At 63.0% G+C, this 19,573-nt stretch carries 21 protein-coding genes and 1 tRNA gene; 14 read left to right on the top strand and 8 right to left on the bottom strand.

Going from position 1 to position 19,573, the window contains the following annotated elements; genetic code table 11:
* The first annotated feature begins 44 nt into the window (after window positions 1-44).
* The 3 genes from FD715_RS05900 to FD715_RS05890 all read left to right on the top strand — a co-directional run bounded on the left by FD715_RS05900 (window position 45) and on the right by FD715_RS05890 (window position 2,976).
* Complete coding sequence (locus tag FD715_RS05900; RefSeq protein ID WP_147106564.1) at window positions 45-962, top strand: 3-keto-5-aminohexanoate cleavage protein; 918 nt, start codon at window positions 45-47, stop codon at window positions 960-962.
* Between the two features lie 68 nt (window positions 963-1,030).
* Entirely contained in the window at window positions 1,031-1,507 is a 477-nt protein-coding gene (locus FD715_RS05895; protein ID WP_189799412.1) for a lipocalin family protein, read from the top strand.
* Window positions 1,492-2,976 (top strand): carnitine 3-dehydrogenase, encoded by a 1,485-nt coding sequence (locus FD715_RS05890; protein WP_147106558.1) that lies wholly within the window; start codon window positions 1,492-1,494, stop codon window positions 2,974-2,976. The genes FD715_RS05895 and FD715_RS05890 overlap by 16 nt, the downstream gene beginning before the upstream one ends.
* A 61-nt stretch (window positions 2,977-3,037) precedes the next feature.
* On the opposite strand, the gene FD715_RS05885 is transcribed toward FD715_RS05890, so the two are convergent.
* Window positions 3,038-3,898 (bottom strand): helix-turn-helix domain-containing protein, encoded by an 861-nt coding sequence (locus FD715_RS05885; protein ID WP_147106555.1) that lies wholly within the window; start codon window positions 3,896-3,898, stop codon window positions 3,038-3,040.
* 106 nt (window positions 3,899-4,004) lie between these two features.
* Between FD715_RS05885 and FD715_RS05880 the strand changes: the two genes are divergently transcribed.
* Entirely contained in the window at window positions 4,005-4,925 is a 921-nt protein-coding gene (locus tag FD715_RS05880; RefSeq protein ID WP_147106552.1) for a fatty acid desaturase, read from the top strand.
* 16 nt (window positions 4,926-4,941) lie between these two features.
* Window positions 4,942-5,844 carry a DMT family transporter gene (locus FD715_RS05875; protein ID WP_147106549.1) on the top strand — a complete coding sequence of 301 codons (903 nt, stop codon included), beginning with the start codon at window positions 4,942-4,944 and terminating at the stop codon, window positions 5,842-5,844.
* Here FD715_RS05875 and FD715_RS05870 read toward each other — a convergent pair.
* Entirely contained in the window at window positions 5,841-6,536 is a 696-nt protein-coding gene (locus FD715_RS05870) for an NUDIX hydrolase (protein WP_147106546.1), read from the bottom strand. The genes FD715_RS05875 and FD715_RS05870 overlap by 4 nt on opposite strands.
* 41 nt (window positions 6,537-6,577) lie before the next feature.
* A complete protein-coding gene (locus FD715_RS05865) occupies window positions 6,578-6,976 on the bottom strand; it encodes a DUF983 domain-containing protein (RefSeq protein ID WP_147106543.1) in 399 nt (132 codons plus the stop codon).
* A 214-nt stretch (window positions 6,977-7,190) separates the two neighbouring features.
* On the opposite strand from FD715_RS05865, the gene FD715_RS05860 reads away from it, so the two are divergent.
* Genes FD715_RS05860 through FD715_RS05845 form a run of 4 tightly spaced genes read left to right on the top strand, consistent with a single transcriptional unit; the run spans window position 7,191 to window position 9,141 of the window.
* The gene (locus FD715_RS05860) at window positions 7,191-7,634 is read left to right on the top strand and encodes an EF-hand domain-containing protein (RefSeq protein WP_147106540.1); all 444 of its coding nucleotides are present in this window, start codon (window positions 7,191-7,193) and stop codon (window positions 7,632-7,634) included.
* A 57-nt stretch (window positions 7,635-7,691) separates the two neighbouring features.
* Window positions 7,692-8,279: an RNA polymerase sigma factor gene (locus FD715_RS05855; protein WP_147106771.1), complete on the top strand. Its 588-nt coding sequence runs from the start codon at window positions 7,692-7,694 to the stop codon at window positions 8,277-8,279.
* Window positions 8,280-8,284: 5 nt separating this feature from the next.
* Window positions 8,285-8,653, top strand: a complete 369-nt coding sequence (locus FD715_RS05850) for a hypothetical protein (RefSeq protein ID WP_147106537.1) — start codon at window positions 8,285-8,287, stop codon at window positions 8,651-8,653.
* A 2-nt stretch (window positions 8,654-8,655) separates the two neighbouring features.
* Window positions 8,656-9,141, top strand: a complete 486-nt coding sequence (locus FD715_RS05845) for a periplasmic heavy metal sensor (RefSeq protein WP_147106534.1) — start codon at window positions 8,656-8,658, stop codon at window positions 9,139-9,141.
* 12 nt (window positions 9,142-9,153) lie between these two features.
* On the opposite strand, the gene FD715_RS05840 is transcribed toward FD715_RS05845, so the two are convergent.
* Window positions 9,154-10,569: a diguanylate cyclase gene (locus FD715_RS05840; RefSeq protein ID WP_147106531.1), complete on the bottom strand. Its 1,416-nt coding sequence runs from the start codon at window positions 10,567-10,569 to the stop codon at window positions 9,154-9,156.
* A gap of 77 nt (window positions 10,570-10,646) precedes the next feature.
* Between FD715_RS05840 and FD715_RS05835 the strand changes: the two genes are divergently transcribed.
* The 5 genes from FD715_RS05835 (at window position 10,647) to FD715_RS05815 (ending at window position 15,042) form a co-directional block, all read left to right on the top strand.
* Window positions 10,647-10,931, top strand: coding sequence for a DUF3572 domain-containing protein (locus tag FD715_RS05835; RefSeq protein ID WP_147106528.1), 285 nt, complete (start codon window positions 10,647-10,649; stop codon window positions 10,929-10,931).
* Window positions 10,922-11,644 (top strand): HAD family hydrolase, encoded by a 723-nt coding sequence (locus FD715_RS05830; RefSeq protein ID WP_223274746.1) that lies wholly within the window; start codon window positions 10,922-10,924, stop codon window positions 11,642-11,644. The genes FD715_RS05835 and FD715_RS05830 overlap by 10 nt, the downstream gene beginning before the upstream one ends.
* Before the next feature lie 115 nt (window positions 11,645-11,759).
* Window positions 11,760-13,322 (top strand): trimethylamine methyltransferase family protein, encoded by a 1,563-nt coding sequence (locus tag FD715_RS05825; protein WP_147106525.1) that lies wholly within the window; start codon window positions 11,760-11,762, stop codon window positions 13,320-13,322.
* Between the two features lie 98 nt (window positions 13,323-13,420).
* Complete coding sequence (locus tag FD715_RS05820; protein ID WP_147106522.1) at window positions 13,421-14,005, top strand: heme NO-binding domain-containing protein; 585 nt, start codon at window positions 13,421-13,423, stop codon at window positions 14,003-14,005.
* The gene (locus FD715_RS05815) at window positions 14,005-15,042 is read left to right on the top strand and encodes a GGDEF domain-containing protein (RefSeq protein ID WP_147106766.1); all 1,038 of its coding nucleotides are present in this window, start codon (window positions 14,005-14,007) and stop codon (window positions 15,040-15,042) included. The genes FD715_RS05820 and FD715_RS05815 overlap by 1 nt, the downstream gene beginning before the upstream one ends.
* A gap of 208 nt (window positions 15,043-15,250) precedes the next feature.
* Here FD715_RS05815 and FD715_RS05810 read toward each other — a convergent pair.
* From FD715_RS05810 to FD715_RS05795, 4 genes are all read right to left on the bottom strand, one after another.
* Window positions 15,251-15,325: transfer RNA gene (locus FD715_RS05810), tRNA-Glu, on the bottom strand.
* A gap of 103 nt (window positions 15,326-15,428) precedes the next feature.
* Complete coding sequence (gene recJ, locus FD715_RS05805; RefSeq protein WP_147106519.1) at window positions 15,429-17,171, bottom strand: single-stranded-DNA-specific exonuclease RecJ; 1,743 nt, start codon at window positions 17,169-17,171, stop codon at window positions 15,429-15,431.
* Between the two features lie 98 nt (window positions 17,172-17,269).
* Window positions 17,270-18,238 (bottom strand): class II fructose-bisphosphatase, encoded by a 969-nt coding sequence (gene glpX, locus FD715_RS05800; RefSeq protein ID WP_147106516.1) that lies wholly within the window; start codon window positions 18,236-18,238, stop codon window positions 17,270-17,272.
* A gap of 30 nt (window positions 18,239-18,268) precedes the next feature.
* Window positions 18,269-19,555 carry a homoserine dehydrogenase gene (locus tag FD715_RS05795; protein WP_147106513.1) on the bottom strand — a complete coding sequence of 429 codons (1,287 nt, stop codon included), beginning with the start codon at window positions 19,553-19,555 and terminating at the stop codon, window positions 18,269-18,271.
* Between the last annotated feature and the right edge of the window lie 18 nt (window positions 19,556-19,573).

Below are 19,573 nucleotides of genomic sequence, written 5' to 3'. Positions count from 1 at the left end.
TGCGGTTGGATGCCAATGTGGGACAGGATGCAAGGAGGATTGTCATGCCGCTGTCCATGAACCGTGAGGTCTTTATCACCTGCGCTGTGACGGGGTCGGGAGGCACGCAGGATCGCAGCCCGCATGTGCCCCGCTCGCCTCAGCAGATTGCCGACAGTGCTATCGCTGCGGCGAAGGCGGGGGCGGCTGTGGTGCATTGTCATGTCAGGGATCCAGAGACGGGCATGCCGAGCCGAAAACTTGAGTACTATCGAGAGGTTACGGATCGTATTCGTGAGGCAGATGTCGATGTGGTGTTGAACCTGACCGCCGGGATGGGCGGGGATATGGTCTTTGGCGATACCGAGGCGCCTTTGCCGTTGAAAGAGGACGGGACTGACATGATCGGGGCGTCGGCGCGGGTGGCGCATGTGGCTGAATGCCTGCCGGAGATCTGCACCCTCGACTGCGGCACGATGAACTTTGCCGAGGCCGATTATGTCATGACCAACACGCCAGGCATGCTGACGGCGATGGGGCGAATGATGACGGATCTGGGCGTGAAGCCCGAGATCGAAGCCTTTGACACCGGTCATTTATGGTACGCAAAACAACTGGTTAAGGATGGCGTCCTGGATGCACCCGCGTTGGTGCAGCTGTGCATGGGTGTGCCGTGGGGGGCGCCGGATGACCTGAACACGTTCATGGCGATGGTCAACAATGTGCCGGATGAGTGGACCTTTTCCGCGTTCTCGCTGGGGCGGAATCAGATGGCATATGTTGCCGCTGCGGTGCTTGCGGGGGGCAATGTCCGCGTGGGGTTGGAGGACAATCTGTGGCTGGGCAAGGGGGAGTTGGCCCAGAACTCGCAACTGGTCGAAAGGGCCGGGACAATCATCGAAAATATGGGCGCGCGGGTGATCGGACCGGAGGAGGTGCGGGCAAAACTCGGGCTCAGCAAACGAGCGCCGAAGGCCGTATGAAAGGGTGTCACTCTCCGTGCACAATACATGCACACTCTGTGCGCCCCCATCGGGCATATCGGTGCTTAATGATTAACCTTTGCGCAATAGGGTGGCTGGCTGCCTGTGCGCCTGTTCCGTCGGACGATATGCCGCTGTTGCGCAATCCTGACGTTCCGATTGGGGCTATAACGCGGTTTGATCTGGATCTGTTCGCGGGGCGTTGGGATATTCAGCGCAGTGCGGGAGAGGACTGTGCGCCTGTTGGGTTCGAGATTGCGGATGCAACGTGGCGCGAACGGGATGGCGAGGGAGCCGCGCGGGTCGGGATGGTTGAGCCGATTGGCACTGGCATTCTGCGTATCGACTATGCCGATGGCAGCACGGGCGATCTTTGGGTTCTGTGGGTTGACCCCGATCACAACACGGCGGCGCTGGGCGATCCCGAGGGGCAGTTTGGGTTCGTTGCCACCCGCGCAGGTGCCGTGCGCAGCGATCAGATAAGGGCGGCCGAACAGGTTCTGGATTTCAACGGATATCGGACTGAGACATGGAACAACACGTGAAGCGCGCAGCGATCATCGGCGGCGGTGTCATTGGGGGCGGCTGGGCGGCGCGCTTTTTGCTGAACGGGTGGGACGTGTCGGTGTTCGACCCGGATCCTGAGGCGGAGGCAAAGCTCGCCCCGGTGTTGGCGCAAGCGCGCCGCGCGTTGCCGAGCCTTGTGGATGTCGCATTGCCGCCGGAAGGCAAGTTGTCCTTTCATTCGGATCTGGCAGATGCCGTTGCGGAGGCGGATTGGATACAAGAGAGCGTGCCGGAGCGGTTGGACATCAAGCACCAGACGCTGGCTGCGGTGCAGGCGGCGTGTCCAGAGGATGCGATCATCGGGTCCTCCACCAGCGGGTTCAAACCGAGCGAGTTGCAGGCGGGGGCGACCCGGCCCGGCCAGATCATGGTCTGTCATCCGTTCAATCCTGTTTACCTGATGCCGCTGGTAGAGGTGGTGCCGACGGCGGCGACTGACCCGGCGCTCATCCAGCGGGCCAAGGACACGCTATCTTCGCTGGGTATGTATGCCTTGCATGTGCGTAAGGAGATTGATGCGCATATTGCGGACCGCTTCCTTGAGGCGGTATGGCGAGAGGCATTGTGGCTGGTGAAGGATGGTGTGGCGACGACCGAAGAGGTCGACGAGGCCATTCGCATGGGCTTTGGCATTCGCTGGGCGCAGATGGGATTGTTTGACACCTATCGCACGGCAGGGGGTGAGGCCGGGATGCGCCACTTTATGGCGCAGTTTGGTCCGGCGTTGAAATGGCCCTGGACCAAGTTGATGGACGTGCCGGAATTCACGGACGATCTGGTGGAGTTGATCGCCGGGCAGTCCGATGCGCAGTCGGGGCATATGACGATCCCTGATATGCTGGCCGCGCGCGATGGCAATCTGGTGGGGATGATGCGCGCGCTGAAGGCCAATGATTGGGGCGCGGGGGCCGTTCTGAACGGGCATGAGGCGAGCCTTCGCGCGGGCACAGTCCTTAGCGCGCGCGCAGATGATTTGGAGGATGTATCGGCGCCCATCCTGACGGTGCGCCGGGCCGTGCCGCTGGATTGGACCGACTATAACGGGCACATGAACGAGGCGCGGTATTTGCAGGCCTTTGGCGATGCCACGGACCGATTCATGGCCCTGATCGGATGTGATGCCGACTACATCGCGACCGGTGGCAGCTATTTCACGGCCGAGACTCATATTCGCCATGTGGACGAGGTGCATGCGGGAACCGTCATCGAGGTGCACACGCAGGTGCTGGCCGGGGCGGGCAAGAAGCTGCATTTGTTTCACGAGATGTACGATGGTGACCGCTTGCTGGCGACGGGCGAGCATTTCCTGTTGCATGTGAGCCTCGAGACGCGGCGGCCCTCGGAACCTGCGCCAGGGATCCTTGCAGCGCTTGATCGGATCGCTGCTGCCCATGCAGGGTTGGATTCGCCGGAAGGTGCCGGGCGCGCCGTCGGGCAGCGGCCTTAACCTGGATCGCCGGGCGGGTCTGTTTGCTTGCAGCAAAGGCGCCCGCCCACCGACCCGGATGTCACGCGATCAGCTTCCGCAACTCTTGCAGGTGGTCCGGCAGGGCACGGGCGGTGAAGGTGGCCTGGCGGATCAGCGTATCGAAATGCAGAGAGAGGGTTTCGATGCGCTCGCGATCGCGGAACGCCATGTAGTGACCGCCCGTGTAGATCACGGCGAGGAGCGGGCCAAAGAGGGTGACGGGGGCGGAGTAGAGCTGGCGCTGGTCAAACAGGTAGATGCGCAGGCGCGGATAGAGCTGCGTGCTGAGGTCGAGCAATTGATCAATTTGGCCACGCCGGATGTCCGGCGGCAGGCCGTCGTAGTACCCGGTGCCGGCGGCAAAGCTGTGCAGTTCAAAGATCGGCAGGGCAATTTCGTAATCTGATTGGGCCGCACGCATCCACTCCAGGCGGTCGCGGGAGGCATTGATGGCCTGCGTCGTGGTCTTGCCCAGATGAGGGCCGTATTCCCAGGCGAGCATCTCTTCCGTCTTGAGCATGTCGGGCAGGCCCGCGGGAACGTGACGGATCTTGTAGCCCGCCGCCTCCTGGTGCCAGGCAAAGATGCGTTCGTCGATCAGGGCGCGGGGGGCTTCGGTGAGTGTGAGTGCTGCCGCGGTCAGTGCGGCCGCGCTTTCCGGGCGGTCCGACAGGCCGAGAAGCCAGTCGGCAGACACGCCAAGCGCCTGGGCGCAGGCGCCCACGATCTGTGCGCCGGGCAGCCGGGCGCCATCGTCGTTGAGGGCCTGGTTGATCGTGGACCGGTCGGTGCCGATGGCGCGGGCGAGCGCGCTTTGCGACATGTTCTGGTCCTGCATGGCGCGGGTGAGGCGTGTGCGGAATTGCGTCGCCCGCAATCGTTTGTCGAGAATATCTAGCATAAGATGATATTTATCATCAATGAACGTAATTGTTAACTCAATTCCGAATACGCTGCAGCTTGGTGCGCGCGTAAAGTGTTGTTGTCCCCGCAGGAGAGAATTGCCCATGCCCGCACGCCGGTCGTCGCGTCGTTTGCCCTTTGACCGTCCATTGCAGGTTGAATGGGTCACGCTTGGTCTGTGGGCCGCGTGCATGGCGCTGTGGGCCGGGTCACTAGTGTGGGGCGGCGGGCCGGTGGCTTGGGCTGTTCTGGTCTTTGCCCTTGTCCTGCACGCGTCGCTGACCCACGAGGTGCTTCATGGCCATCCGTTTCCATCGCGTGCGGCGAGCGAGGCGCTGGTGGTGGTCAATCCGGGGCTGTTCATCCCGTATGTGCGGTTTCGCGACACGCATCTGGCGCATCACCAGGATGCGACTCTGACCGATCCCTATGACGATCCCGAGACGAATTATGTGGATCCGGTCGTCTGGCGGCGCATGCCCGCGGTGGTGCGTGCAGTGCTGCGGGTGAACAACACGCTGGCGGGGCGGATGCTGGTGGGGCCGCTAGTGGCGCAGATCAGCTTTATGATCGGAGACTGGCGCGCGATCCGGGCCGGGGACGGGCAGGTGCTGCGCGGGTGGGTGCTTCATATGCCGGGCGTTGTGCTGGTGCTGGGAGTGGTCAGCCTCAGTGCCATGCCGCTTTGGGCCTATCTGGCGTCCTGCTATGCGGCGCTGTCGGTGCTGAAGATCCGGACGTTTCTAGAGCATCAGGCGCATGAGAAGGCGCGGGGGCGGACGGTTATCATCGAGGATCGGGGGCCGCTGGCGTTTCTGTTTCTGAACAACAATTTTCACGTGGTGCATCATATGCATCCGCGCGTGCCGTGGTACCGTCTGCCCGCGCTCTACCGGGCCCATCGGGACCGGTACCTGAGGTCCAATGAAGAGTATCGCTATCGCTCTTACGCCGAGGTTTTTGCGCGGCATTTCCTACGGGCGAAAGACCCGGTGCCGCATCCTCTCTGGTCCTCGGATCGGTAAGCGGCCATAGAGGGCCATGGCCCTCTGGATCCCGATCACTGTTGCCGCGGCGCTGTTTCAGACGCTGCGGTTCATGCTGCAGCGGCAGCTTGCCCTGGGCACGTTAAGCGCCTCTGGCGCGACCCTTGCGCGGTTTCTCTACTCTTCGCCGCTCGTGGCGGTGCTGATCGTGATCTACATGTGGGTGACGGCGCAGGCATGGCCGGCATTTGGTCCACGCTTCTGGCTGTTTGGCGCGCTTGGGGGACTGGCACAGATCTTGGCCACCGTGGCGACCGTCAAGCTGTTTCAGGCGCGCAATTTTGCAGTCGGGATCACATTCAAGAAGACCGAGGTGATGCAGGCGGTGCTGGTGGGCTGGGTGCTGCTGGGCGACGCGGTCAGTTGGGCGGGGTTCGCGGCCATTGGTCTGGGCCTCGTCGGCGTGCTGCTTTTGTCCGCCCCGCCGGAGATGGTGCGTTGGGGCTGGCGCGAGTTGGCCAATCGGTCCACGGCGCTTGGTCTGATGTCGGGGCTGTTCTTTGCAGTGTCGGGCGTGTGCTATCGCGGTGCGTCGCTAAGCCTGGATCTGGCTGATCCGTTCGCGCGGGCGGGGCTGACGCTGGCGGCGGTGACGGCCATGCAGACCATCGCGATGATCTTGTGGTTGCGTTGGCACGAGCCGGGGCAGGTGGCTGCCGTCTGGTCCGCGCGGCGTGTGGCGGTCTGGGTCGGACTGATGTCGATGGCCGGGTCGTTTTGCTGGTTCACCGCCTTCACCTTGCAAAACGCGGCCTATGTCAACGCGGTGGGGCAGGTGGAACTGGTGATGAGCGCGCTTGCGAGTGTGCTGATCCTTCGCGAGGCGATCAGCGCGCGCGAGTGGATGGGGATGGCCGTGCTGTTGGCGTCGATCCTGCTGCTGGTGGCTGTGATCTAGTCCGTCGGAGGCTGGCCGCGCAAACGCAGGAACAGGCTTTCTTCGTCGTCATTCTTAAAATAGGGCACGCTGTCGGGTGGCGTGCGGTCGGTCACGCGCGCTGCGATTTCTGCAAGCACGACCTCGGTGATGAAGGGCATGTCAAAGCCGCGCACGTCTTCGAGCGGCACCCATTGTAGATGCAACAGTTCGTCCGAGGCGCGGCTGAAATCGTCAGGCTCGGATGCCAGATCATCGGCATCAATCAGGAAAAACCGGGCATCGAAGCGGCGCGGACGGCCCGGCGGCGTGAGCGCACGGAAGACGAATTGCAGGGGTGCTGCGTGCGGGCGGTGGCCGGTGGCGGCAAATTGCGTCCAGTCGGGTGGGGCATCGTGCCAGGCGCTGGATTGGCCGAGGATCTGGCCGGTTTCTTCGAACAACTCGCGAATGGCGGCGGCTGCGAGGGCAGACACCAGCTGTGCGCCGCCATCTTCGGCCAGTCGCGTGTCGTTCGGTGATGCGAGCGCCGAGGCCAGAGGCACCGTGTGATCGCCCGCATCGACCGCGCCGCCTGGAAACACGAATTTGTTGGGCATGAAGGCTGCCTTGGCGCCGCGCTGGCCCATGAGAATGCGAGGGGCGGTGAACCTGTCGCGCAGGACGATCACCGTCGCAGCGTGTCTGACTTGTCTCTTGTCGATGTCCGCCATATCACCCCTTGTGGCCGTTCGGGCAACCGGGGCGCAGTACCTCACCCGTCGCTGCCGAAGCCGCCCATTCCGCGCGCCCACTGAAATCCGACGATGGCGCCCTTGAACCGTGGCAAAAGGTAAAGCGACAGACCAACACAGCCAACCGCAAAAATGGTGAACAGCACCAGCGGTTCCGGACGCCATGTCACAAACACCATATGCAGGAGCGGTGCCATCAGGTGGCCCACGATTAGGATCGTCAGATATGCGGGGCCGTCATCGGCGCGTGCATGGGTGTAGTCCAGTTTGCAGACGGAGCATGTGTCGGCCAGCTTCAGATACCCTTTGAGAAGGTGGCCGTTGCCGCAGCGCGGGCATTTGCGCCGCCATCCGCGCAGCAGGGCGGGGCGCATGGGACGGTCTGGCGTGTCGGTGAGGCTTGTCTGCTCGGACTGCATAGAAAAACCTTTCTGCGGTATGCGCCGACCATCGCCTGCGCTAGCACAAAGCGGAATGCCGCAATCTGTCCTTGCGTCCCGATGTCGCGTTCCGGAGGGCAGGGAATTCACGAGCAAAACTTTTTTCGACGGAACGCACCGGCCCCGCCGTTTGAAAAGGCACAGAGCGGCGGAAGACCCTGACCGCTCAGAGGCAAAAAACGGAGAAAAACCTATGCAACGCAGCACATTTATTGCCGCAATCGCCGCAGCAGCCATCGGCATCACGACTGTGTCGGCCATGGCCCGCGACCGTGGTACTGACTTTTCCACGCTGGATGCGGATGGAAGCGGCGAAGTGACCCTCGAAGAGATGCAGGCCGCCGGTCAGGCCCGCTTTGCTGCCGCTGATACGGATGGCGACGGGTTCCTGACAGCCGCCGAACTGCAAGCCCGTATGGAGGCCCGCGCGCAGAGTCGTTCGGAGCGCTTGCTGGAGCGGATGGATGCCGACGAGGATGGCAGGCTCTCCATGGAAGAGATGCAAAACCCCCGCCGTGATCCCGCGCGGATGTTTGATCGGCTGGATGCCGACAACAGTGGCGGCATTTCAGCCGAGGAGTTCGAGCAGGCCCGCGCAGAACGCCGCGATCGCGGTCAGAAATCGCGCGACAATTAAGGCCCAGAGGTCCCGCCCCTTGTTTGCAGGGGCGGGACCATGCAGGCTGCCGAGACGATGACCATGCCGCTTGATGCCCGCGCAGATGTGGATGACGCAGCATTGCTTGCCCTTTACGCGCGAGGAGATGCGGGGGCGGCGCGTGCGTTAACGGTGCGCCTTGTGCCGCGTGTGCAGGCGCAAGCATTTCGCATGTTGGGTGACGCGGCAGAGGCAGAGGATGTGGTGCAGGAGGCGATGTTGCGTCTCTGGCGCATCGCGCCCAAATGGCGAGAGGGGGAAGCGTTGGTGTCGACATGGCTGTACCGCGTGGTGTCCAACCTGTGCACCGACCGGTTGCGCAAGCGCCCGCGCGCGGGTGTGCCCCTTGACGACGTGGCCGAACCGCAGGATCCGACGCCCGGCGCCGAAGCGCGGCTGCAGGAGGCGGCCCGCCATGCCGCGCTGCGCGACGCGATCGCCAATCTGCCCGAGCGCCAGCGTGTCGCCTTGACCCTGCGCCATTTCGAAGGCGCGTCAAACCCAGAGATTGCCGCCGCGCTGGACGTGAGTGTCGAGGCGGTGGAAAGCCTGACAGCCCGTGCCAAACGCACCTTGGCGCAGGCATTGAAAGGGCGGGTTGCCGCCCTTGGATATGAAGGATGAAAGACATGACCCAGGGATCCCAGGACCCCGATCCAGACAAGATCGTCGCACGGATGCTGGATGATCTGGCCGCAGCACCGGTGCCGGACCCGTCCGACGATCTGATGGTCCGGGTCATGGCGGATGCGCAGGCGCATCTGCCCGCGCCGGGTGGCACACGCGTAGCAACCCCCTGGTGGCGTCAGATCGTGCAGGGGATCGGCGGATGGGGCGCTGTTGGCGGGCTTGTGGCTGCCACGGTGACCGGATTTGTCATCGGTCTTGGGGCTTTGGAGTCGACGGGCATGGATGCGATCTGGACACTTGGATATGGCGAATACTATGACGCTGAGCTTGGCCTTGACGCCTTTGGCTGGGCGCTGGAGGAGGGGTGAGCATGGCTGACACACAGATCGTGCGGCGCGTGCCTATGTGGGCGAAAATCCTGCTTGGGACGTCGCTGGCACTCAACCTTGCAGTGGTTGGTTTGATTGGTGGTCTGATCATGCGCGGGGGCCCTTTGGGCGGCAAGGGGCCGGGCATGGGCTATGCGACGCCGTATGTCATCGCGCTGCCGTCCGAACAGCGGCGTGTTGTCTTTGGCACGGTGCGCAATGACCCCGACCTGCCTGGCCGAGGCGCGCGCCGCGCGGCCTATCGCGACATGGCCGCAGTGCTTGAGGCAGACCCGTGGGACCGGCCCGCGGCCGAAGCGATCTTGCAACGGCAGGCGCGCGGTGTCGCGGACGTTCAGAGCGTGGCGCAAGCGGCCTGGTTGGACATCGTCTCGGAGATGCCGATCGAAGAGCGTCGCGCCTATGCGCAACGCGTGACGGAGGTTGCCGCGCGCGGTGGGCGTGGCAAGCCGGGCAGAAAAGACTGAGCGAGTGCTGTCTCAGGCGGCGGATCTGTCGAGGGTGACCCGGTTGCGCCCCTCTGCCTTGGCGCCGTAGAGCGCCTTATCCGCGCGATCAAGCAGCGCTTCGGGTGTGTGGGGCACCGCCGTTTTCGTGCCGCGGCTGGGATCGACCACGGTCATCCCGATAGACATCGTCGCCTTCACCTGTGTGACCTGATCGGGAACGTCGAAAGGTGTCGCTTCGATCATCGCGCAGAGGCGCGTGGCCGCCTTGCGCGCATTCGCAAGACCCGCGCCGGGAAGCACGATAAGGAACTCCTCACCCCCGATCCGGGCAATCAGGTCAACAGCCCGCAGGTTCTCGCGCAGCCTGCGCGCTGTTTCAACCAGCACGGCGTCGCCTGCGGCATGGCCCAGCGTGTCGTTGATCCGTTTGAAATGGTCCATATCGGCGACCATGACGGCATAGGGCTTGCAGGTGCGCGCCGCGCGGTCGGCGATGCGAGCAAGGTGCGGTATGGCATAGCGGCGGTTGTGCAGACCGGTCAGCGGGTCGATCACGGCTGCTTCGATGCCTGATTTGACGGTGTCGCGCAGCGCGTCGGTCACCCGCTTGCGGTTCAGGAGCGCCTCGAGCCGCAGCGCCATTTCATCGGCGGTGCGCGTGTCGCGCATGAGGTCGTTTGCACCCATGTCGAGCATTTGCGCGCCAAGCGTCATATGCTCTGATCCCAGCACCGCAAGGATCGCGCAATGTCTCGTGTTGGCCTGGCTGCGCACCGTTGCCAACAGTTGCAGCATCTGAAGCTCTTCCCCCGGTTCCACAACCAGGAGCAGTGCATCCGGCGCGCGGCCGGGTTCCAGGTCGGCGACGGCCGTGGCGGGCGATGCAAAGCTGATCCTGGCGCTCATCCGCGTGCGCAGCGCCTCGCCCCAGGGCGCGGCCCGCTCGGCAGCGCGCGCGATGATCCGCACGGATTGTTCCGGCGCAAAGGCTGTTGCCGCCTCGGCAAAGCCAAGGGCGCGTGACGTCCCTTCGCGCAATGTCCATTCGCTGGCGGTGGCATAAGCGCGGATGATCGAGCGCGTGCGCGCCAGCAACAGCGCATCGTTGATCGGTTTCTGCATGACATCATCAACGCCGCCCGCCAGCAGACGCAACCGTTCTGCGTCGTCGTCGGTGCCGCTGAGGGCGATGACAGGCACCTTGTTGGAGAACCCGGCCTTGCGAATCCGCCGCAACAGCCGAAGGGGGTCGCCATCGGGCAGATCGGTCGCGCACAGGATCAGGTCGGGCATCTCAACCCCCATGACTTGCATCGCCTCGGCGACTGATCCCGCCTGTGCCATGTGATAGTGGCTGGCGGCCAGTTTGACACGCAGCACGATGCGGTTGGTCGCAATCGGGTCGATAAGAAGGACCTTGCCGTGCATGATGCGTTTCCAATTCATTACAAAAGCCGTACGTTAGGTTTTTGATTGATTAGGTTAACAAAGCGTTTCCATCAGATTGCAAAGGCGCAAACGTGATGTCCCACTCGCAAGAATCCGCCGAAGTTGTCGGTTTGCAGGCCATCGCTTGGATGGCGGGTAACGAAGAGTTGTTGCCGGTCTTTCTGGGCGCGACCGGCGCCAGCGAGGCCGACATGCGCGCCGGTGTGGGGGATCCTACCTTTCTGGGTGCGCTTTTGGACTTTATCATGATGGACGATGTCTGGGTGACGGCATTTTGTGATGCCAACCAGCTGCCCTATGACGCGCCTATGCGGGCGCGTGTGGCACTTCCGGGTGGAGGGGACATCCATTGGACGTGACTGCATCGCCTGCGCCGGTGCGTGGTGTGATCTTTGACAAGGACGGCACACTTTTTGACTTTTCCACCACGTGGGAGGCTTGGGCAGCCGCCTTTCTGCGCCGCGCAGCCAAGGGCGACGAGGCGCGTGCCGAACGCGCCGGTGCCGCCATCGGTTTTGATCTGCAGCGCGCCCGTTTCGCGCGCAACTCTGTTGTGATCGCGGGCACCCCGTCCGAAATAGCAGCGGAGCTTGCACCGCATTTTCCGGAGTTGTCGCAGGACGCAATGTTGATCCTGTTGAACCAGGAGGCGGCTCGCGCCCCGCAGGCTGAGGTCGTGCCCTTGGCCCCCTTGCTGACAGGGTTGCAGGCGCGTGGTCTGACCTTGGGGGTGGCGACCAATGATGCCGAGGCGCCCGCCCGTGCGCACTTGGCTGAGGCGCAGATCAAGAGATACTTCGATTTCATCGCCGGAAGCGACAGCGGGTACGGCGGCAAGCCGACACCCGGTCAGCTTCTGGCCTTCTGCGAACAGACCGGACTGACGCCCGACGCTGTGGTGATGGTCGGTGATAGCACCCACGACCTGATGGCAGGGCGGGCCGCTGGGATGCGCACCATCGCCGTTTTGACCGGCCTCGCCCCGCGCGAGGTTTTGGAGCCCTTCGCGGACGCTGTCTTGCCCGACATTGGCGGATTGCCCGACTGGTTGGATGCTCTGGCCGACACCTGATGGTTCAAATTCGCCTGTCCTCTTGGAAAAAACGACACATGCCGTCGCAAATGGAAATGTGAGCGCTCTGCGCCTGCGGTGTTTTGGTGTCGCACACAGTTCAGGGGACATCACCATGGCAGAGATCGCGACACGGCGCAGAGCGCGCGGCGGCGGACGGGCAGGGGCCGCGGCCCGTCGGGGTGCGGCTGCCATTGAACAGATGCCATGGAATCCACCCGTCATCACCGACGCCCCGGTCGAGCCGTTGTCGCCCGAAGGTGTTGCTGCGATCCACGATGGTGCGATGCGCATCCTTGAAGAGATCGGTGTTCAGTTCCTGAACGAGGAGGCGCTTGGCATTCTGCGCGAGGCCGAGTGCCAGATCGACGGTGATGTCGTGCGCATGGACCGCGAGTTTGTCATGGAGATGGTGGGCAAGGCGCCGTCGCACTTCACGCTGACCCCGCGCAACCCCGACCGTGCCCTGACAGTGGGCGGCAAGCATATCCTGTTCGGCAACGTGTCCTCGCCCCCCAACTACTGGGATATGGAGATCGGGACCAAGGTGCCTGGCACGCGTGAGAAATGCGCGAACCTGCTCAAGCTGACGCAGTATTTCAACTGCATCCACTTTGCTGGTGGATACCCCGTGGAACCGGTCGATCTTCATGCCAGTGTACGCCATCTCGATGTTCTGTTCGACAAGCTGACCCTGACTGACAAGGTGATGCACGCCTATTCGCTGGGCAAAGAGCGGGTTGAGGACGTGATGGAGATGGTGCGCATCGCCGGTGGCCTGACTCACGAGGAATTCGAAGTGACGCCGCGGATGTACACCAACATCAATTCGACCTCGCCCCTCAAGCACGATCAGCCGATGATTGACGGATGCCTGCGCATGATCCGGCGCGGGCAGGCCGTTGTTGTAACGCCCTTCACTCTCGCGGGTGCGATGGCTCCGGTGACAATGGCGGGCGCCGTCGCCCAATCCATTGCCGAGGCGCTATGCGCCATCGCCCTGTTCCAATACGTGTCACCCGGTGCACCCTGCGCCATCGGCACGTTTACGTCCAATGTCGACATGAAATCCGGCGCGCCCGCCTTCGGCACACCGGAATACATGCGTGCGACCCAGATGACGGGCCAACTGGCGCGCTTTTATGGGCTGCCGATGCGGTCCTCCGGCGTGTGTGCGGCCAATGTGCCGGACGGCCAGGCGATGTGGGAAACCTCCAACAGCCTGTGGGCCGCCGTGCAATCGGGCAGCAACATGGTCTATCACGCGGCGGGTTGGCTTGAGGGTGGGTTGATTGCAAGCCCTGAGAAATTCATAATGGATTGCGAGATCTTGCAGCAAATTCAGCGGTATATGGATCCGTCGATCACGGCGACCAGCGGCGAGGATATCGCGCTGGATGCGATCAAGTCGGTGGGCAATGACGGTCATTTCTTTGGCATTCAGCACACGCAGGACCGCTATTCCACGGCCTTTTATCAACCGTTTCTCAGCGATTGGAAAAACTACGAAGGTTGGGAAGCGGCGGGGGCCATCTGGACACCTGAGCGGGCGCACAGGATGTTCAAGGACATCATCAACAGCTGTGAGGCCCCGCCGATGGACATTGCCATCCGGGACGAGCTGGCCGATTTCGTGGCGCGGCGGAAAAGTGAGGGGGGCGCTCCCACTGATTTCTGAGCCGTTCCGGTCCAATAATGGTTCAAATTGCAACTGTTATCGGATTGTTCAGAGATATGCGCGCAGGATGCATCCCGAGGATATGGGAATGTCGCGCCATGCATGGGCTGATCAATCGGGCAATTCAGTGTTTCGTGACGGACAGTTACGGGGCTGACAAATGGGTAGAAGCGACCCGGATCGCGGATCTCGACTTTGTCGAGTTCGAGGCGATGCTGACATATGATGATGACATCACGCCGCGTCTTCTGGATGCGATCAGCAATGTGCTTAACAGACCGCGCAGTGATGTGATGGAGGATATGGGCACCTATCTTGTGTCGCATCCCAATGTCGAAGCGTTGCGACGTTTGTTGCGTTTTGGCGGCGTGACATTCGTCGAATTCCTGCATTCGCTTGATGATCTGCCTGACCGTGCGCGGCTTGCCGTGTCCGATCTTAACCTGCCGCGGATTGAACTGCGGGATCACTCGCCAACGCATTTCAGTCTGATTTGTGAAAGCCCGATGGACGGGTATGGGCATGTGATGATGGGCATTTTGCGCACGATGGCTGATGATTACGGCGCGTTGGCCTTGCTGGAACACACCGGCAGCGGCAACGGCATTGAAACGATCTCGGTGACGCTGGTTGAAACAGAATTCGCGGCCGGGCGCGCCTTTGATCTTGGAGCGCGGGCGTGATGAAGCAAACGGATGCATTCATGCAGGCGTTGGACGTCTTGTGCCCGATGCATGTTGTCCTTGGGCCGACTGGACACATTGTGCATGCAGGGCCAACCCTGAAAAAGTTACGGCCGGAAGCCGAAGTCGTCGGTCGCCGTTTCCTTGAGATTTTCGACCTTAAGCGCCCACGCGCCATCACTACGATGGACGCGCTGCGTGCGGCGGCGGGCACCAAGTTGCACCTGCAACTGCGTGACGCCCCCAAGACCGAGGTCAAGGGACTGCTCGTGCCTGGGCTGGGCGAAGGTCAAAGCATCGTGAACTTGTCTTTCGGTATTTCAGTGGTGGATGCAGTGTCGGATTATGCACTGACCAGTGCCGATTTCGCGGCAACCGACCTGACGGTCGAGATGCTGTATCTGGTCGAGGCCAAGTCAGCGGCGATGGAGGCCTCACGCAAGTTGAACCTGCGGCTGCAGGGCGCGATGATCGCCGCCGAGGAACAGGCGTTTACTGACACTTTGACGGGCCTTAAGAACCGTCGCGCCATGGATCATGTTGTGGCACGACATGTCGATTGGGGCACGCGGTTTGGCCTGATGCAGATTGATCTTGATTGGTTCAAGGCGGTGAATGACACGCTTGGTCACGCCGCAGGCGACCACGTGCTGCAAACGGTGGCCCGCGTCATGGTCGAAGAGACGCGCGACAGCGACACGGTGGCGCGCGTGGGCGGGGATGAGTTCGTGATCATTCTGCCGCACGCCAAGAGCGGCGAAGCGATGGAGGGGATCGGTCGCCGCATCATCGAGAGACTGTCACGTCCCATCCCGTTCCAGGGCGAGGTGTGCAAGATCTCGGCCAGCATCGGATCTGCCATTTACGATCCTGAGTCAGGCCAGACGGTTGCCGAGGTTATGGATGATGCCGACGTGGCGCTTTATGCCTCAAAGCACGGTGGTCGAGGTCAGCAGACCAGTTATACGCCTGCCTTGCGCGCGACAGCCCAAAACCTCGCGCCCCCGATCGGGCGCGATGTCGAACGTGAGACCTAACAGAGCACTGTATGATCTGCGTACGGCAGGGGGCGGTGAAGAGGCTGTGTCGCGCCAAGTTCCGTTTTGGAGGTTCCATTATCCGCTCTGGCTGGATGGCCGCTCCTCGTAACCTGCTGGACCATGAAGATTAAGGTTGGGGCGGGCCTGCGAACGCAGTCACACACCCACCAATAGATGGTGGCCTATGGTCAGTATCAGGGAGAAATGGCAGCCCGTAGGGGAATCGAACCCCTCTTTCCAGGTTGAAAACCTGGCGTCCTAACCGATAGACGAACGGGCCATTGCTGGTGTGAGCGCTCAGATAGGCAATTCGGCCGAAGGGCGCAAGCGGAAAAAACGCCGAAGCCGATATAAATCGGCGGGATTTCTGACCGCTGCAGAGATCAGGCGCGTGCTGCATCGTCCACCCGCAATTGAACCGATTGCCGTCCGCGAAAAGCGTTGATTTCCACTCGACCTGCAAGGTGAAATGAGGCCCCGCCGTGATCCATCAATTCCGGCCCTAGCGCTGTGTCGAATGCTCCAAAGGCAATGCCGTCCAGCCGCGTGCCGCCTGCCTCACCAAAGGTGATTTTCAAGTGCGTTTCCCCGACAGGCCGGGCATTCAGGATGCGCATGCCGGGAAAGGCATAACGTGGGGCAGGCGCGCCGGCCCCGAACGGGCCTGCGGCATCGATTTGATCCAGCAACTCGACGGTCGCCGCGCCGGGCATCAGGGCACCGTCGAGGCGCAAATCGGCGGGGCCAAGTGCGTCGGCGCCCTGTTTTGCCAACAATTCGGACAACCGGGCCATGGCCGCGTCGATCTTGCCTTCCTCGACCGTAAGACCCGCAGCCATCTTGTGCCCGCCGCCCTTGATCAAGAGCCCTTCGGCCGCAAGCCTTTGGATTGGTGCGCCGAGATCAATGCCCGAGACCGAACGCCCCGATCCCTTGCCGATTCCGTCCTCGATCCCGATGACAATGGACGGGCGGTTCGAGGCCTCTTTTACCCGTGAGGCGACGATGCCCACGACGCCCGGATGCCATCCCGGTCCCGCGGCCCAGGCGAGTGCGCCATCGGCGCCGCGATCGTCACATTGCGCCAGCGCTTCGGCACGCACCTTTGCCTCGATATCGCGCCGTTCCGCGTTCAGGTCGTTCAGGCGTTCGGCCAAGGCTGCGGCCTCGTGCGGGTCGGTCGTGCCCAAAAGCCTTGCGCCCAGATCAGCTTGCCCGATCCGACCGCCCGCGTTGATCCGAGGACCCAACAAGTAGCCCAGGTGATAGGGCGTGGGCGCGGTGTCGAGCCCGGCAATATCCGCAAGCGCCACCAGCCCAACGCGGTCGCGCCGCGCCATGACTTTCAGACCCTGCCGCACAAAGGCCCGGTTCACGCCGATCAGCGGCGCGACATCTGCCACGGTGGCAAGGCCGACAAGGTCGAGCATCGCCATCAGGTCCGGTCCCTGTTGTCCGGCGACGCGCAGCTGGCGACCTGCCTCGACAAGGGCCAGGAATACGACTGCCGCGGCGCACAGATGCGCAAGCGCGCCGTCTTCGTCCTGTCGGTTGGGGTTCACGACGGCAAACGCGTCGGGCAGGGTCTCTCCGCCCAGGTGGTGATCCAGCACGATCACATCCGCGCCTTGCGCGGCAGCAATCGGGCCATGGGACAACGTTCCGCAATCGACGCAGATGATCAGGTCATGGGTGGCGGCCAGTTGCGCCATCGCAGCATCGTTTGGTCCGTACCCTTCGTCAATGCGGTCCGGCACGTACAGCGTGGGCGCCCGCGCGCCAAGCTCACGAAACCACGCGATAAGTAGAGCGGCGGAACTGCCGCCGTCGACGTCATAATCGGCAAAGATGGCGACGGCCTGCCGGTGACGGATGGCGGTCAGAATGCGCTCGGCTGCGCGCTCCATGTCACGCAGGGAGCGCGGGTCCGGCATGAGGTCGCGCAAGGTCGGCGTCAGGTAGGTGTCGGCGCTGTCTGGCGGCACGCCCATCCGGGCCAGGATCTGGCAGATGGGTCGGGGCAGTTGAGTCTGCTGTGCAAGGGTTTCTGCCGCGCGTTGCAGCGGCAGGTCCGGGCCGATCCAGGCGCGGCCCGTCAAGGACTGTTCAACCCCTAGGAATGCCATTGCGCCACTCTTCCCCCTCGGCCGCGCTCGTGTGGCGCGCGCTTGGCCCCGGCACGCGCAAGGCCAGTCGTAAGGCGGGCGTGTCGCCCGCCCCGCACTCAGACTGTGTGGGTCGGGGTGCGGTAGTTGATCCGACGCACCGAACCGGTCTTGGACCGCATCAGCAGCGTTTCACAGGTCAGCCAGCCGGGTTCACGCTGCACGGCGTGCAGGAGCGATCCGCTGGTCACGCCGGTCGCAGCAAAGATCACGTCCTGTGTCACCATCTCATCCCGCGTGTAGATGCGGCCGAGATCGGTGATCCCCGCCTTGGCCGCGCGGCCCTTCTCATCGTCGTTGCGGAACAGAAGCTTGCCATAAATCTGGCCCCCCATGCATTTCAGCGCTGCAGCCGCCAGAACGCCCTCGGGTGCGCCACCTTCGCCCATATACATGTCGATGCCCGTGGTCGGGTCGGCGCAGTGCATGACGCCAGCGACATCGCCGTCGGTGATCAAGCGGATGGAGGCGCCCGTGTCGCGCACGGCCTTGATGATCGCTTCGTGCCGCGGGCGTTCCAGGATGCAGACCGTGATGTCGGAGGTGTCGCAGCCTTTGGCCTTGGCCAAGGCTTCGACACGTTCTGCGGGCGTCATGTCGAGTGTGACGGTGTCCGGCGCGTAGCCCGGGCCGATGGCCAGCTTGTCCATATAGACGTCAGGCGCATGCAGCATGCTGCCGCGCGGACCCATGGCGATGACGGTCAGTGCGTTGGGCATGTCCTTGGCTGTCAGCGTGGTGCCTTCGAGCGGGTCGAGGGCGATGTCCACGCCGGGCCCGGTACCCGTCCCGACTTCTTCGCCGATATACAGCATGGGTGCTTCATCCCGCTCGCCTTCGCCGATGACGACGACGCCCGCGATGTCCAGCATGTTCAGCTGCTGCCGCATCGCGTTCACGGCCGCCTGATCCGCTGCCTTTTCGTCGCCATGTCCGACCAGTCGGGCCGACGCGAGGGCCGCTGCCTCTGACACGCGGGCAAGGCCCAGCGACAGCATGCGGTCCTGAAACTGTGCGGTATCGGTCATATTGAAAAATCCTTTGGCGAAGTATGAAAATCAGACGGCTTCTATCCGAAGCACGACAGGGTCGGAGGCGAGCACACCGGTGCTTTGCATCGCATCAAGTGCTGCGTTCACGGCGGACCGTGTGCAGGTGTGGGTGACGATCAGAACCGGGGCGGTTGTGTCGCTGTGCCCGTATTGGCGCATCCGGTCGATGCTGACGCCCGCTTCACCGAGCACGGTGGCAATCTTGGCCAGTGCGCCGGGTTTGTCGACGAGCGCCATGCGCAAGTAGTAGGGGGCGGGCAGGATGGACGTAGCGCGCGGCGCGTCAGTCAACGTGTCCGCAGGCTGACCAAAGATGGGCAGGCGTAGCCCGCGCGCGATGTCGCAGACATCGCCCATGACGGCGGAGGCCGTGGGCCCTTCGCCCGCGCCCGGCCCGCGCAGCACAACCTGTTCGACCGCATGCCCTTCGATGGCGACCATGTTGGTGCCGCCCTGAAGCTGACCGAAAGGCGATGTGTCAGGCACGAGGCAGGGCATCATACGCTGTTCCAGGCCACGCCCAGTTTTCTGCGCGACGCCCAGCAGTTTGATCTTGTAGCCCATGTCGGCCGCATGTCGGATGTCGTCGATGCTGACCCGTTCAATCCCTTCCAGCTCGATCCCGTCGAAATCGACGCGGGTGCCGAAGGCGATGGAGGACAGGATCGCCAGCTTGTGGGCCGCGTCGATGCCGCCGACGTCCAGTTGCGGGTCGGCTTCAAGGTAGCCCAGCCCATCCGCCTCGGCGAAGACATCGGCATAGCTGAGCCCGGCGCTTTCCATCCGGGTCAGGATGTAGTTGCATGACCCGTTCATGACGCCGACGATGCGGGTGATCTCATTCCCGGCCAGACCTTCGGTCAGGGCCTTGATCACAGGTATGCCGCCAGCCACGGCGGCTTCGTAGCGTAGGCTGACGCCCTTGGCTTCGGCCGTTTCGGCCAGCGTTTGGCCGTGGATGGCCAGCATGGCCTTGTTGGCGGTAACTACGTCCTTACCTGCAGCAATCGCCGCCTCGACCGAGGCCTTGGCCGGACCATCGGTGCCGCCCATCAACTCGACGTAAAGATCCACGTCATCGCGGGTGGCAAGGGCGACGGGGTCGTCCTCCCACGCATAGCCGTTCAGGGGAACTCCACGATCCTTGTCGCGGGACCGCGCGCTGACGGCGGTGATCTCGATCTTGCGACCGGTGCGGGCTTCAAGCATGGCGGCGTGCTGGCGCACGATCTTCACCACGCCGATACCCACGGTGCCCAACCCTGCGATGCCAAGCCGAAGCGGTGCGTTCATGTCGGGGTCCTTTGAGCG

The organism is Tateyamaria sp. syn59 (genome assembly GCF_007995245.1).
Taxonomy (GTDB): domain Bacteria; phylum Pseudomonadota; class Alphaproteobacteria; order Rhodobacterales; family Rhodobacteraceae; genus Tateyamaria.
This window is presented reverse-complemented; position numbering and strand designations above follow the sequence as displayed.

Excerpts from the sequence above, each read along its gene's own strand:
- FD715_RS05900 (WP_147106564.1), top strand. The coding sequence starts at position 45 with ATGCCGCTGTCCATGAACCGTGAGGTCTTTATCACCTGCGCTGTGACG.
- FD715_RS05895 (WP_189799412.1), top strand. The coding sequence starts at position 1,031 with ATGATTAACCTTTGCGCAATAGGGTGGCTGGCTGCCTGTGCGCCTGTT.
- FD715_RS05890 (WP_147106558.1), top strand. The coding sequence starts at position 1,492 with ATGGAACAACACGTGAAGCGCGCAGCGATCATCGGCGGCGGTGTCATT.
- FD715_RS05885 (WP_147106555.1), bottom strand. The coding sequence starts at position 3,898 with ATGCTAGATATTCTCGACAAACGATTGCGGGCGACGCAATTCCGCACA.
- FD715_RS05880 (WP_147106552.1), top strand. The coding sequence starts at position 4,005 with ATGCCCGCACGCCGGTCGTCGCGTCGTTTGCCCTTTGACCGTCCATTG.
- FD715_RS05875 (WP_147106549.1), top strand. The coding sequence starts at position 4,942 with ATGGCCCTCTGGATCCCGATCACTGTTGCCGCGGCGCTGTTTCAGACG.
- FD715_RS05870 (WP_147106546.1), bottom strand. The coding sequence starts at position 6,536 with ATGGCGGACATCGACAAGAGACAAGTCAGACACGCTGCGACGGTGATC.
- FD715_RS05865 (WP_147106543.1), bottom strand. The coding sequence starts at position 6,976 with ATGCAGTCCGAGCAGACAAGCCTCACCGACACGCCAGACCGTCCCATG.
- FD715_RS05860 (WP_147106540.1), top strand. The coding sequence starts at position 7,191 with ATGCAACGCAGCACATTTATTGCCGCAATCGCCGCAGCAGCCATCGGC.
- FD715_RS05855 (WP_147106771.1), top strand. The coding sequence starts at position 7,692 with ATGACCATGCCGCTTGATGCCCGCGCAGATGTGGATGACGCAGCATTG.
- FD715_RS05850 (WP_147106537.1), top strand. The coding sequence starts at position 8,285 with ATGACCCAGGGATCCCAGGACCCCGATCCAGACAAGATCGTCGCACGG.
- FD715_RS05845 (WP_147106534.1), top strand. The coding sequence starts at position 8,656 with ATGGCTGACACACAGATCGTGCGGCGCGTGCCTATGTGGGCGAAAATC.
- FD715_RS05840 (WP_147106531.1), bottom strand. The coding sequence starts at position 10,569 with ATGAATTGGAAACGCATCATGCACGGCAAGGTCCTTCTTATCGACCCG.
- FD715_RS05835 (WP_147106528.1), top strand. The coding sequence starts at position 10,647 with ATGTCCCACTCGCAAGAATCCGCCGAAGTTGTCGGTTTGCAGGCCATC.
- FD715_RS05825 (WP_147106525.1), top strand. The coding sequence starts at position 11,760 with ATGGCAGAGATCGCGACACGGCGCAGAGCGCGCGGCGGCGGACGGGCA.
- FD715_RS05820 (WP_147106522.1), top strand. The coding sequence starts at position 13,421 with ATGCATGGGCTGATCAATCGGGCAATTCAGTGTTTCGTGACGGACAGT.
- FD715_RS05815 (WP_147106766.1), top strand. The coding sequence starts at position 14,005 with ATGAAGCAAACGGATGCATTCATGCAGGCGTTGGACGTCTTGTGCCCG.
- recJ (WP_147106519.1), bottom strand. The coding sequence starts at position 17,171 with ATGGCATTCCTAGGGGTTGAACAGTCCTTGACGGGCCGCGCCTGGATC.
- glpX (WP_147106516.1), bottom strand. The coding sequence starts at position 18,238 with ATGACCGATACCGCACAGTTTCAGGACCGCATGCTGTCGCTGGGCCTT.
- FD715_RS05795 (WP_147106513.1), bottom strand. The coding sequence starts at position 19,555 with ATGAACGCACCGCTTCGGCTTGGCATCGCAGGGTTGGGCACCGTGGGT.